Source organism: Pseudomonas sp. I8001 (genome assembly GCF_013385345.1).
Taxonomy (GTDB): Bacteria; Pseudomonadota; Gammaproteobacteria; order Pseudomonadales; family Pseudomonadaceae; genus Aquipseudomonas.
Map to the genome: position 1 here is coordinate 54,555 of NZ_JACAQC010000060.1, position 13,221 is coordinate 67,775.

11 protein-coding genes are annotated in these 13,221 nt (G+C 61.7%); 9 read left to right on the plus strand and 2 right to left on the minus strand.

The genetic code is table 11. The features are described 5' to 3' along the window. Positions 1 to 312: 312 nt before the first annotated feature. From HX839_RS30045 to HX839_RS30055, 3 genes are all read left to right on the plus strand, one after another. On the plus strand, positions 313 to 1,239 hold the full coding sequence (locus tag HX839_RS30045; RefSeq protein ID WP_177068140.1) for an SMP-30/gluconolactonase/LRE family protein: 927 nt from the start codon (positions 313 to 315) through the stop codon (positions 1,237 to 1,239). A gap of 109 nt (positions 1,240 to 1,348) precedes the next feature. Further along, positions 1,349 to 2,635, plus strand: a complete 1,287-nt coding sequence (locus HX839_RS30050) for a CitMHS family transporter (protein ID WP_008438714.1) — start codon at positions 1,349 to 1,351, stop codon at positions 2,633 to 2,635. 117 nt (positions 2,636 to 2,752) lie between these two features. Beyond that, a complete protein-coding gene (locus tag HX839_RS30055; RefSeq protein ID WP_008438716.1) occupies positions 2,753 to 3,667 on the plus strand; it encodes an SGNH/GDSL hydrolase family protein in 915 nt (304 codons plus the stop codon). A gap of 9 nt (positions 3,668 to 3,676) precedes the next feature. Here HX839_RS30055 and HX839_RS30060 read toward each other — a convergent pair whose 3' ends face one another. Next, complete coding sequence (locus HX839_RS30060) at positions 3,677 to 4,879, minus strand: ROK family transcriptional regulator (protein ID WP_008438718.1); 1,203 nt, start codon at positions 4,877 to 4,879, stop codon at positions 3,677 to 3,679. 212 nt (positions 4,880 to 5,091) lie between these two features. Between HX839_RS30060 and HX839_RS30065 the strand changes: the two genes are divergently transcribed. Genes HX839_RS30065 through HX839_RS30075 form a run of 3 tightly spaced genes read left to right on the plus strand, consistent with a single transcriptional unit; the run spans position 5,092 to position 8,532 of the window. After that, on the plus strand, positions 5,092 to 6,495 hold the full coding sequence (locus tag HX839_RS30065) for an APC family permease (RefSeq protein ID WP_008438720.1): 1,404 nt from the start codon (positions 5,092 to 5,094) through the stop codon (positions 6,493 to 6,495). Between the two features lie 8 nt (positions 6,496 to 6,503). Further along, positions 6,504 to 7,532: an ROK family protein gene (locus HX839_RS30070; RefSeq protein WP_008438722.1), complete on the plus strand. Its 1,029-nt coding sequence runs from the start codon at positions 6,504 to 6,506 to the stop codon at positions 7,530 to 7,532. Further along, on the plus strand, positions 7,513 to 8,532 hold the full coding sequence (locus HX839_RS30075) for an SIS domain-containing protein (RefSeq protein WP_177068141.1): 1,020 nt from the start codon (positions 7,513 to 7,515) through the stop codon (positions 8,530 to 8,532). Before HX839_RS30070 ends, HX839_RS30075 begins: the two co-directional genes overlap by 20 nt. A 67-nt stretch (positions 8,533 to 8,599) precedes the next feature. Here HX839_RS30075 and HX839_RS30080 read toward each other — a convergent pair whose 3' ends face one another. Then, positions 8,600 to 9,376 (minus strand): AraC family transcriptional regulator, encoded by a 777-nt coding sequence (locus HX839_RS30080; RefSeq protein ID WP_174717779.1) that lies wholly within the window; start codon positions 9,374 to 9,376, stop codon positions 8,600 to 8,602. 211 nt (positions 9,377 to 9,587) lie between these two features. Here HX839_RS30080 and HX839_RS30085 point away from each other — a divergent pair, with 211 nt between their 5' ends. From HX839_RS30085 to HX839_RS30095, 3 genes are read left to right on the plus strand one after another with little or no spacing between them, the layout of a single operon-like run. After that, entirely contained in the window at positions 9,588 to 11,204 is a 1,617-nt protein-coding gene (locus HX839_RS30085) for an APC family permease (protein WP_102605124.1), read from the plus strand. 30 nt (positions 11,205 to 11,234) lie between these two features. Continuing rightward, on the plus strand, positions 11,235 to 12,161 hold the full coding sequence (locus HX839_RS30090) for a 4-hydroxyproline epimerase (protein WP_177068142.1): 927 nt from the start codon (positions 11,235 to 11,237) through the stop codon (positions 12,159 to 12,161). A gap of 38 nt (positions 12,162 to 12,199) precedes the next feature. Then, positions 12,200 to 13,147 (plus strand): dihydrodipicolinate synthase family protein, encoded by a 948-nt coding sequence (locus HX839_RS30095; protein WP_087693960.1) that lies wholly within the window; start codon positions 12,200 to 12,202, stop codon positions 13,145 to 13,147. The last annotated feature ends 74 nt before the right edge of the window (positions 13,148 to 13,221 follow it).

Sequence of the window (13,221 nt, forward strand, 5' to 3'; positions counted from 1 at the left end):
CTTTAAAGGTCAATTCATGCTTGTTCTATCTGACAGAACGATGTTCTGAAATAAATAATGAGCGCGTTAATTTTCACTGTCAACGTCCGAAAAGCGCCCAGCGCTTTTTACTTATATTTGGTTGATCAGCGGGCAAGCCAATTCATTGCATTGGTCTGATATGGCAAAAGACAGGGTTGACAGCCCAAGAAATAACCTCGACATTTGTTCTATTAGAAAGCACATCGTTCTATCCAGCAGAACAAAACAATAATGAGACAAGGCTTACCTCCTTTTCAGAGGTGCCTTGCCCGTTCCGTAGGAGTTGATCCTGTGAGCCTGTATGCCCCGCCTCGTGATTTGCCCACTCGCGTCTTCAGCACATTGCCGCAGGTTTTCTGCAAGGACGGAGACTCCGAGTGGGTGCACGCCAACAAACCCGGCCAGCGAGTGAAAAGCTTCCTCGAAGGACCGTCCTTCGATGTGCAGGGCAATCTCTATGTCACGGACATTCCCTACGGCCGGATCTTTCGCATCGACCCGCACGGCAACTGGACCCTGGTGGTGCAATACGACGGCTGGCCCAACGGCCTGAAGATCCATCGCGACGGGCGTATTTTCATTGCCGACTACAAGCACGGCATCCTGACCCTGGACCCTGCCAGTGGCGTCATCACACCGTTTCTGACTCACCACCGCAGCGAAGGCTTCAAGGGTGTGAACGACCTGTTCTTCGACGCTGGCGGCAAGCTCTACTTCACCGACCAGGGGCAGACCGGCCAACAGGATCCCACCGGTCGTGTATTCGCCTACGACCTGGAAAATCAGACGCTCACCTGCCTGATCAACAACGGCCCGAGCCCCAACGGCCTGGTCATGGACCTGGCGCAAAACGCGCTGTTCGTCGCCATGACCCGGGGCAACGCGGTGTGGCGCCTGCCGATCCAGCGCGACGGCGGCACAAGCAAAGTCGGGATCTTCACCGCACTGGCGGGCGGCGTGAGTGGCGCCGACGGCATGGCCCTCGACGCGCTCGGCAACCTCTACGTGTGCGATGCCGGCAATGCCTGCGTCTGGGTATTCGATCCCCACGCCGTACCGCTCTATCGCATCCGCAGCTGCACCGAGGACCGCACCCTGACCAACCTGGCGTTCGGCGGCGAGGGCAACCGGCAGCTGTTCATCACCGATTCGTCGACCGGCTCGATCCTGGTCGCCGACCTGGAGCACGCCGGCCAACCGATGTTTTCCCACCTCTGAATTCACCGGCACTGAACGCTGCGCGCAGCACGCAGGGACTTCGTTCGCCCTGAAAAAAGCCGGCAGTCACTTGCCTGGCGCCCTATAAGACCAACAAGAAGGCACACCCATGTTGATATTCCTGAGCTACGCCATGATCGTCTGCTTCATGTACCTGATCATGAGCAAGCGCCTGTCACCGCTGGTGGCGCTGCTGCTGGTACCGATCGTCTTCGGCTGCCTGGCCGGCTTCGCCCCGCAACTGGGCGGCATGATGTACGACGGCCTGAAGATGCTCGCCCCCACCGGCATCATGCTGACGTTCGCGATCCTGTATTTCTGCCTGATGACCGACGCAGGCCTGTTCAACCCGCTGATCAAAGTGATCCTGCGCCTGGTCAAGGGCGACCCGCGCAAGATCGTGGTCGGTACCGCCGTACTTGGCCTGTGTGTAGGCCTGGATGGCGACGGCGCCACCACTTACATCATTGCGACCGCTGCGTTTTTGCCGCTGTACCGGCTGACCGGCATCCGCCTGCAAGTCATGGCCACCGTGCTGCTGATGTCGATTGGCGTGATGAATATCCTGCCGTGGGGCGGGCCGTTTTCCCGGGCGGCCAGTGCGATGCATGTGGACATCACCGAGCTGTTCGTGAGCATGGTACCGATCATGCTGGCCGGTGCAGTGTGGGTGTTGTTCGCCGCCTGGTGGCTGGGGCGCATGGAGTTCCGCCGCCTGGGCAGAGTGAGCATCAGCGAGGAAGAAGTGCTCAAGGGCTACGCGCATATTCGCCTGAGCGATCCGCGTTTTCTGTTCAACGTGGTGCTGACCATCGCCCTGATCACCTGCATGATGATCAGCCTGATGCCCTTGCCTATCCTGTTCATGATCGCCTTCGGCCTGGCCTGCCTGGTCAACTTCCCGTCCATCAAGCAGCAAAAGGAAGTCATCGCGCGGCATGCCGACAACGTGATGGCGGTGACCTTGCTGATCTTTGCCGCGGGGATTTTTGTCGGGATCATGGGCGGCACCGGCATGGTCAAGGCGATCTCCGACAACCTGATCGCGCTGCTGCCGCAACAGTCCGGGCCTTACCTGTCGGTGATCACCGCGCTGCTGAGCATGCCGTTCACCTATGTGCTATCCAACGATGCATTCTATTTCGGCGTGCTGCCCATCTGGGCACAGACCGCTGCCCACTACGGAATTGATGCGAAGGAAATGGCGATTGCCTCGCTGATCGGTCAGCCGGTGCACTTGCTCAGCCCGTTGGTGGCCTCGACGTACCTGCTGTGCGGCCTGCTGGACATCGACTACGGCGACAACCAGCGCGTCTCGCTGAAATGGACCGTGGGCACGGTGATGGTGATGTTGCTGGCGGCGATTGCGATAGGTGCAATCACCGTCATCAACTGAGGAACGACTGTCGCGGGCGGGACAGTCCTTGCGCCCTCAGCTACATACAGGTCGCAACCGCCGCTGAGGAAATACCGCGCCGCCGGTACTCTGGGGCGACCGCCCGGGAGATTTCCAATGACACTACGCACTTGCTTGGCCGCTCTATTGGTACTGACCGCCTCCACCGTCTTTGCCGCCCCTGGTTACGATCATCTTTTTGCATTCGGTGATAGCTACTCCGACAACGGCGCGGGCGAACGCTTCACCAAAACCCTGGCCACGCAGAAGGTCAAGGACGCGCAGGAACTGCCCGGTTCGTTGTATTGGAAAGGCCGCTGGAGCAACGGCCCGACTGCCGTCGAGAACCTGGCACACGCCTTGAAAATACCCTTGACCGACTACGCGGTCGGCGGGGCCAAGAGTGGCAACGGCAACTACTACACCTGGATGGAGCCGGCGCGCGACACCGGCGTTTCGGGCCAGATCGCTGATTACCTGACGTCCGCCAAGGCACACAAGGCGGACCCGAGGGCGCTGTATTTCATCTTCATTTCCGCCAACGACTTTTTTGAATGGGCGGATTTCTCGCACCCGGAATCGGTTGCAGTGCTCAGCCAGAACAGCGTGGCAAATATCCAGACGGCCACCGAGACATTGATCGCTGCAGGCGCGAAGCAGGTGATGGTGGTGGGCACGACGGATTTGACTCATGTGCCGGCGGTGGTGCAGGGCAATCAAGTCGAGAATGCAAAAAACTATCAGCAGACGCTAGAACAAAAACTTCCGGTAGTGCTGAACACATTGGCCAAAACCCACCAGGTCAGCATCAGCTACTTCGACCATGTGGCGTTCAGCGACAAACTGCGCGCCGCCCCCGAGGTTGCTGGGTTCAAAGACCTCGATACGCCCTGCCAACACACCTATCCGGACGTGAAACCGGTGTGTGAAAACCCGGATGCGCATTACTACTGGGATGAATGGCACCCGACGCGCAAGGTCCATGCCCTGGCCGCCGAGGCGATGCTTGAAACCCTGAAGTCCAGCCGCTGACAGCCGGGTTTATTCCGGCTTGAGCAGCGCCTCGTAGTCCGGGCTGATTTCCGCCAGGATCATCAACGCCGCCGCGCCCAGCGCCACGGCGTCGTGCCCGGCGGTGCCCATTTGAATGCGTGGGTGCAGGCGATCCGAGCGGCTGCTGATGGAGCGACTCAGGGGTTCGAGGCGGGCGATCAGCCGGACCAGAATCGCTTGGGGCAGAAAGCCGCTGATGAGGATTGTCTGCGGGTCGAGTACCGACTCAAGAATGTTGATGGCCTGCTTCAACGCGGGCGCCGCTTCGTCGAGCCAGGCGTCGACGCCTTCATTGAGTTCCTCGTCATTCATGACCCACGTCGCCAGGTCCTGCTCGGCCGGATGCCCCAGGTGCTCCAGCAGCGCGGCGATGGAAATGTAGCGCTCCAGGCAGCCCTGATTACCGCAGTAGCAGGTCTTGCCGCCTGGGATCACGGTCATGTGCCCGATCTCGCCGGCGTTGTGCCAATGCCCGGAATACAGGCGGTTGTCCAGGTACAGCCCAGCCCCCAGGCCGCTGCCGATAAACAGATGGACGAAGTTATGCAGGCCGCTGGCGATGCCATACAGCCGCTCGCCCATGGTCGCTGCAGTGGCGTCGTTTTCAATTAGCACCGGAAGGCCGATTTCCCGCTGCAACCTTAGCGGGATGCCCGGGTCGTCCCAGCCGGACATCGCCGTGGGTCCCACGCAGGTCATGCCTTCAACACTGAAAGGCCCCGGCAAGGCAATGCCGACGCCGAGGAAGCGGCCGCCCGCACGCTGCCCGCGCAAATCCTTTACGCAGCCCACGATCAGCGGCAATGCCTGATCGAATGTAGGGTAGCTGACCGTCAATGTCACTTGCGCCACCGTCTCGCCGAGCAGGTCCAGCAACACGGCAATGATGCGATGTTGTTCGACGTGAAAGCCGATCGAGTAGCCGCCTTCGGGGTTCAGCGACAACGGTACCGGTGGCTGGCCACGGCCGCCCTTCTCGGCCGCATGGGCCAGCAAGACCCCCTCTTCCTGCAGCTCGGTGACGATGTTCGACACCGTCTGCGCCGTCAGCGAGGTCAGCCGCGTGAGATCAGCGCGGGTCAGGCGCCCGCTCTGGCGAATGGCTTCCAGGATCACCCGACGGTTGTGCTGTCGGGCATGTTCGGCGTTGGTGCCGGTGGTCACCGCACGTTTGAGCTTGGGATTTTTCATGAGCTGATAATCCGTCGCCGCGATTAATTAAATCAAGTTGAATTAATACTCGCATCGTGCTTTTCTTAGCGCCTCGGACGATTGCGCCTGCAGCAATTTCCGATTACGCCCCATAAAAACAATGACGGGTCGATAGAAGCCCTTGATGGCACGCAATCCCTTTGCAACTGCCCTTGTCCCCTTCTGTCACTCGATTAAGAGGTCGTTCCCCCATGAGCACGTTGACACCCGTCGATCCGGACTTGCCCAACGGCAAACGCAAAATCGGTCTGTTCCCCGCCATTACCCTGAACATGAGCCAGATGTGCGGTGTCGGGCCATTCATCACCATTCCCACCATGATCGTGATCATGGGCGGCCCCCAGGCTTACCTCGGCTGGATCCTTGGCGCCTTGCTCGCCCTGTGTGACGGGTTGGTATGGGCCGAACTCGGTGCCTCGCTGCCCGGCGCGGGCGGTACTTACAATTACCTGCGGGAAGCCTTCGGCAAGCGCACGGGCAAGCTGCTGCCGTTCCTGTTCGTATGGACGGCCATGTTGTTTATCCCGCTGATCATGTCCACCGGCATCATCGGCTTCGTGCAATACCTCACATGGTTCTGGCCCAACATGAGCCAGACCGCCGGCAACCTGATCGGCCTCGCCGTGATCTGGCTGGTGATCGTGATGCTGTGGCGCAAGATCGAGTCCATCGCCAAATTGAGCATCGTGCTGTGGGTGATCATGCTGATCAGCATTGGTGCGCTCATCGCCGCCGCCTTTACCAATTTCCATGCCGACCTGGCCTTCAGCTTCCCCGAGGGCGCCTTCAACCTCGGCGACAGCAGCTTCTGGCTGGGCATGGCCGGCGGCCTGACCATCGGTATTTATGACTACCTGGGCTACAACACGTCGGCGTACCTGGCCGGTGAAGTCGAGCAACCCGGGAAGGTGATTCCCAAGTCGATCGTGTTTTCGATCATGGGCATTCTCGCCATCTACCTGTTGATGCAAGTGGGTGTTTTGGGCGTGGTGGATTGGCACCGCATGCTCGACCCCGAATCCGCGGCCTACAAGTCCGTAGCCTCGGTCGTACTCAGTGAAACCTGGGGCAGCACTGCCGCCGGGATCGTCACCGTACTGATCTTGATCACTGCCGTCGCTTCAGTGTTTGCCGGGCTGCTCGGCGGTTCCCGGGTGCCGTTCGAAGCCGCAAAAGACAAGGTGTTCTTCAACGCCTTCAGCAAGGTTCACCCCAGGCACGCGTTCCCGACCTACGGCATCCTGAGCATGGGCCTGCTGACATCTGTGGGGTTCATGATTGGACGCCTGACTGACCTGAACACGCTGATTCAGCTGCTGACCACGGTGATGATCCTGGTGCAGTCTGTGGCGCAGATCATCTCGTTGCTGGTGCTGCGCAAGACCAAGCCGCACCTGGCCCGGCCTTACAAAATGTGGCTGTACCCGGTACCAGCGATTATCGCGCTGCTGGGTTGGGTTTATATCTATATGGCGTCCAACCATAACGCCCCCGGTGCTTACCCAATCCAGTGGTCGCTGGTGTGGGTAGCGGCCGGCAGCGTGGCCTATCTGCTGTGGGCGCGCGTGCAAAAACTGTGGCCTTTCGATAAGTGATGAGCGTTATGCACGAACCATTGAAAACAACGGGCGCTGCGGCGCCCCGGCAAGGGCTGCTGCTGGCGATTGATGTCGGCGGCACCAAGACGCAGGTCGCCTGCTACAACATTGCACACCCGCGCATGAACACGCGGATTCTCGCGACCCACGCCGACGGTTTATCCGGCGTGCCGGCACTGCAACGCATCCTGGATGCCGCCCATGCCTGTGTGGCCGAGTTCGGCGACCTGCCGGTGCTGAGCGTGGCTGCGGTGTTTCCCGGCGTGGTGCGCGGGCCCACCTTGCTGATGGCGCCCAACACCCCGGGCTTCGAACGCCTCGACCTGCAAGGGTTGATCGCCCAGGCGTTTGGCAATGCCCCGGTAGCCCTCGATAACGATGTAAAGGCCGGCGCCCTGGCCGAAGTCCGCTGGGGCTCGCTGGCCGGTGTCGACAACGCGATCTACCTGAACCTGGGCACGGGCCTTTCGGCGGCGGCGATTGCCAACGGCAAACTGATTCGCGGCCACAACGGCGCCGCCATGGAAATCGCCTACCTGCTGTCACCGTTTCTCGACCCAGCGCAGCCTGATCAGTGGCGTACCTATGAGCACGGTGGCGCGCCGCTGGAAGAGCTGTTTTCCGGTAACGCCTTGAGCGAGTTGGCGGTGCAGATGCTTGGGCACGGGCATCAGGCGCTGGACCTGTTTTCCAGCGTCGACCCGCAGGTACGCCAGGCGCTGGAGCTGCGGATCGCCGCGTGCGCCGTGCAAGTGGCCAACCTGGCGGTGGCGCTGGATGTGGAGCGCATCGCGATTGGTGGTGGCCTGTACCGCCAGGCCTCGACACTGGCGCCGATCCTCGAACAACTGATCCGCCGCGTGGTGCCCTTCCCGCCCACTATCGCCGCTGCGCATTTCACCCACGACGCACCGCTGTGGGGAGCCCTGAGCATGGCCATGGAAGCCGTCGGCTTGAACGCCATCGCGCAGCAGGTGCTCAACGCCGGCAACACCCTTTATCAGGAGTTGAGTCATGTCATTGATGCTCAGTGAAACCGCGTCGATCCCGACTATCCTGCAACGCATGCTTGATGATGACCGCGCCGTGCGCGCACTGGTCGCGCAGTTGGAAAGCGACTTGCCCGAACTGATCATCACCGTCGCGCGCGGCAGTTCGGACCACGCAGCCGCCTATTTCAGCTACGCGATGATGAGCCTGGTGGGCGTGCCCTGCCTGTCGATCCCGCTGTCACTGGCCAGCCTGCAACAACCGCCGCTGCGCCTGAAAAAATGCTGGGTGGCCGCCTTTTCCCAGTCCGGTAAAAGCCCGGACTTGATCGACAGCGTGAGGTATCTGCAACAACAGGGTGCGGCCTCGGTCGCACTGGTCAACACGGCGGACTCGCCACTGGCGGCCATCACCGGGCATGAAATCCTCTTGCCCGCCGGCCTGGAACAAAGCGTGGCGGCGACCAAAAGCTATGTAGCGATGTTAATGGCAAGCGCTCAAATCGTGGCCCGCCTGGCCGCAGATAACACCTTGGGTCAAGCGCTACTCTCGCTGCCACGGCAGATGAATGAAGCCGCGAGCGAGGACTGGTCACCGGTGCTCAACGTACTGCAAAGCGCCGACAAGATGATCGTGATCGGTCGCGGTGCCGCCCTGCCGATTGCCCAGGAAGCCGCGCTCAAACTCAAGGAAACCTCAGGCATTCAAGCCGAAGCGTTTTCCAGCGCCGAGGTCCGGCACGGGCCGATGGAAATCATTGAGGAAGGTTATCCCGTGCTGGCGTTCGCCCCTACGGGCCCCGAGCAAGCGGGCACGCTGGCGTTCGCCGACGACATGCGCGCACGCGGCGCCAGGGTGATGGTAGTGGCGCCACGGGGCACCGCTTGTGCGGGGTTGCTGCCCAGCGTTCCAACCGCGCATCAATTGCTGGAGCCGTTCACCATGATCCAGGGGTTTTACCTGATCGCGGCGCAACTGGCCGTGGAGCGGGGGCGTAATCCGGATCAGCCGAGGTTTTTGAAGAAGGTCACGCAAACCCACTGAGTCAGGGGGAAACCGCCCGGCCGGCGTTGGCCATGGGCGATTGTACCTAGACAATATCAATTAGAGATCACCGCACACTGGTCGCCTGCCGATACTGGCGCGGCGTAAACCCGGTCAACGCCTTGAACTGCCGGGTAAACGCACTGTGGTCGGTATACCCGCACTGCAACGCCACCTCAGTGATCGGCAGCTCGGTATGCAGCAGCCGGTGCGCATGTTCCAGGCGTACCTTCTGGATCATCTGGCGCGGTGTCAGGTGGAACACGCGCTTGCAGTAGCGCTCCAGCTGCGCCACGGAAATCCCGGCGATCCGCGTCAGTTCACCCAACGTGACCCGCCGATTGAAATGCGCCCGGATGTGCTCGTCCACCGCCGCCAGCCGTTGATAGGCCGGGTGGGTTTCGCTGGCGGTTTGCAGGTCGACCGAGATGCCCGCCAGACCGATGATTGCAGCGTCGCGGCTGTACAGCGGCCATTTGTGGGTCAGGCACCAACCCGGCTCGCGGGTACCGTAGAGGTGCAGTTCCAACTGGTCTTCGAGGACAAATCCCTGCTCCAGCACCCGCCGATCCTGCTCGGTATAGCCGGGCCCCAACTGCGCGGGAAATACCTCGGCGCTGGTTTTTCCCAACAGCGGTTGCAAGTCCTTCAAGCCGCACCGCTGCACCAGGGTGCGGTTGGCCAATACGTAGCGCGCCTGCACGTCCTTGATAAAGATCGCGGCATTGGGAATCACGTCCAGCATCGGCAACAGCAACCCCACGCCGGCCAGTAATTCTTCGATGGTCTGTGGACGATTCGACTCGCTCCCTTGGCATAGGGTCGCGAACGCGCTCTGCATCATGACGCTCTCTCCTGCATTTTGCGGACAGGCCAGGCGCCCGGCGGGCGGTGCCTGGCGAGCAGATTGCCGCATGGCGGTAGCCCTGTCGAGCACTCGCAATTGTGCTGATTTCGTCATCGCAGCCTGCGCAAAACATCAATCGCGGCGCCGTTGATGGGTTCACTGTATGGCCACTGCATGCCTATCCAATAACCCACAAGAAGGCGCCGCCATGTCAGCCCAAGGCAAGTTCAAGAAACAGCTTTCATTGATCGACCTCACCTTTATCGGACTGGGAGCGATCTTCGGTTCGGGCTGGCTGTTCGCGGCCAGTCACGTCTCCGCCATCGCCGGACCGGCGGGGATTTTTTCCTGGTTGCTGGGCGGCTTCGCCGTGTTGCTGCTGGGCATTGTGTATTGCGAACTGGGGGCGGCATTGCCCCGCGCCGGCGGCGTGGTGCGCTACCCGGTTTATTCCCACGGCCCGCTGCTGGGCTACCTGATGGGCTTTATCACGCTGATCGCGTTTTCAAGCCTGGTGGCAATTGAAGTGGTCGCCTCGCGCCAATACGCCGCGGCGTGGTTTCCCGAGTTGACGCAGGCGGGTTCCAGCAACCCCACCGTCCTCGGCTGGTTCGTGCAGTTTGCGCTGCTCTCGCTGTTTTTCGCCCTCAACTACCGCAGCGTGAAGACCTTCGCCATGGCCAATAACCTGGTCAGCGTGTTCAAGTTCATCGTGCCGCTGCTGGTGATCGGCGTGCTGTTCACCTTTTTCAAGCCGGAGAATTTCCACGCCCAGGGCTTCGCGCCGTTCGGCCTGTCGGGGATTGAAATGGCCGTGTCTGCCGGCGGGGTGATTTTCGCCTACCTGGGTCTGACGCCGATCATCTCGGTGGCCAGCGAAGTGAAGAACCCGCAACGCACCATTCCGATTGCACTGATCCTGTCGGTGCTGCTCTCCACTGCAATCTACGTGCTGTTGCAGACCGCTTTCCTCGGCGGCATTCCCACCGAAATGCTCGCCAACGGCTGGGCCGGCGTCGCCAAGGAACTGGCCCTGCCGTACCGCGACATCGCGCTCGCCCTGGGCGTGGGCTGGCTGGCGTACCTGGTGGTCGCCGATGCCGTGATCTCCCCCAGCGGCTGCGGCAATATCTACATGAACGCCACGCCACGGGTGATCTACGGCTGGGCGCAAACCGGAACCTTCTTCAAGATCTTCACCCGCATCGACGAAAAGTCCGGCATCCCGCGCCCGGCGCTGTGGCTGACCTTTGGCCTGTCGGTGTTCTGGACCCTGCCCTTCCCGTCGTGGGAAGCGCTGATCAACGTGGTGTCCGCCGCGCTGGTGTTGAGCTACGCCGTGGCGCCGGTGTCCGTGGCCGCCCTGCGCCGCAATGCGCCTGACCTGCCGCGCCCGTTCCGGGTCAAGTGGATGGGCTTGCTCGGCCCCCTGTCGTTCATCATCGCCGCGCTGATCGTCTACTGGTCCGGCTGGAGCACCGTGTCGTGGCTGCTCGGCCTGCAAATCCTGATGTTCGTGGTGTACCTGCTGTGCGGCCGTTTTGTGCCGACCCTGCACCTGAGCCTGGGCCGCCAGGTTCGCTCCTCCGCCTGGCTGATCGGCTTCTACGCCGTGACCATCATCCTGTCGAAACTCGGCAGCTTCGGTGGCCTGGGCATCCTCGGCCATCCCTTCGACACCGTGGTCGTCGCCGCTTGCGCGCTGGGGATTTATTACTGGGGCGCGGCCACCGGCGTGCCGGCGCACCTGGTTCGCCTGGAAACCGAAGACGACGAAAGCGAAGCCCCTGAGCCCGATATCGGCCGGGCACAGCTGGCTTCCTGAGCCTCAGCCAACCACTGGATGGATTGTTCTATGAAACGAGTGCACATCATTGATTCCCACACCGGCGGCGAGCCCACGCGCCTGGTGATGACGGGGTTTCCCACGCTGGCCGGCGAGACCATGGTCGACAAGCTCGACGACCTGCGCACCCGGCATGACCAATGGCGCAGGGCGTGCCTGCTGGAGCCCCGTGGCAACGATGTTCTGGTGGGCGCGCTGTATTGCGCGCCGGTCTCGGCCGATGCCACCTGCGGCGTGATTTTCTTCAATAACGCCGGCTACCTCGGCATGTGCGGCCACGGCACCATCGGCCTGGTTGCCTCGTTGCACCACTTGGGGCAGATCGCGCCGGGGGTGCACAAGATCGACACGCCGGTCGGCCCGGTCAGCGCCACGTTGCACGCCGACGGCGCGGTCACGTTGCGCAATGTGCCCGCCTATCGCTATCGCCAGCATGTCTCGGTGCAAGTGCCTGGACATGGCTTGGTCTACGGCGATATCGCCTGGGGCGGCAATTGGTTCTTCCTGGTTTCCGATCATGGCCAAGCGCTGGAAATGAACAACGTCGAAGCCCTGACCGACTACACCTGGACAATGCTCAAGGCCCTCGAAGCCCAGGGCATCCACGGCGAAGACGGCGCCCTGATCGACCATATCGAACTGTTCGCCGACGCCCCCCAGGCCGACAGCCGCAACTTTGTCATGTGCCCAGGCAAGGCCTACGACCGCTCGCCCTGCGGCACCGGCACCAGCGCCAAGCTCGCATGCCTGGCGGCCGACGGGAAACTCGCCGCCGGTGAGCCATGGATACAAGCCAGCATCACCGGCAGCCAATTCGAAGGCAGCTATGAATGGGAGGGCGAACGTGTGCGCCCTTCCATCACCGGCCGCGCCTACATGACCGCCGACAGCACCTTGCTGATCGACGAACAGGACCCCTTCGCGTGGGGCATCTGAACCGCCCCCGCCCCTTCAATCAAACTGGAGCTGAAACAATGAATACCACTATCTTCACCGGTTGCATCCCTGCATTGATGACGCCGTGCACCGCCCAGCGCAAACCGGACTTTGACGCACTGGTCGCCAAGGGCCGCGAACTGATCGATATCGGCATGAGCGCGGTGGTGTACTGCGGCTCCATGGGCGACTGGCCGTTGCTGACCGAGGCCGAGCGCCAGGAAGGCGTGGCGCGCCTGGTGGCCGCCGGTGTGCCGACCATCGTCGGCACCGGCGCGGTCAACAGCCGTGAAGCCGTGGCCCATGCAGCGCATGCGGCGAAGGTCGGCGCCCATGGTTTGATGGTCATCCCGCGGGTGCTGTCCCGTGGCGCATCGGCGACGGCGCAAAAAGATCACTTTGCAGCCATCCTCAAGGCGGCGCCAAACCTGCCGGCGGTGATCTACAACAGCCCTTACTACGGCTTCGCCACCCGCGCCGACCTGTTCTTCGAACTGCGTCGCGAGTACCCGAACCTGATCGGCTTCAAGGAATTCGGCGGTGCTGCAGACCTGCGCTACGCGGCCGAACACATCACCTCCAAGGACGATGACGTGACCTTGATGGTCGGCGTGGATACCCAAGTGGTGCACGGCTTCGTCAACTGCAACGCCACCGGCGCAATCACCGGCATCGGCAATGCACTGCCACGGGAAGTCCTGCAACTGGTGGCCTTGAGCAAGAAAGCCGCCAAGGGCGACGCCACTGCACGTCGCCAGGCGCGGGAGCTGGAGTCGGCGCTGGCGGTGCTGTCGTCCTTCGACGAAGGCTGCGACCTGGTGCTGTTCTACAAACATCTGATGGTGCTCAACGGCGACAAGGAATACACCCTGCACTTCAACGAGACCGATGCCCTCAGCGATGCCCAGCGTCGTTATGCAGAGAACCAGTACGCGCTGTTCCGCCAGTGGTACGCCAACTGGTCGGCCGAGCAGAACGTCGCTTAACACTATTCAAGGCAGCAAAAATCAAATGTGGGAGCTGTCGAGCTCCGGCGAGGCTGCGATGGGATCACCGCGGT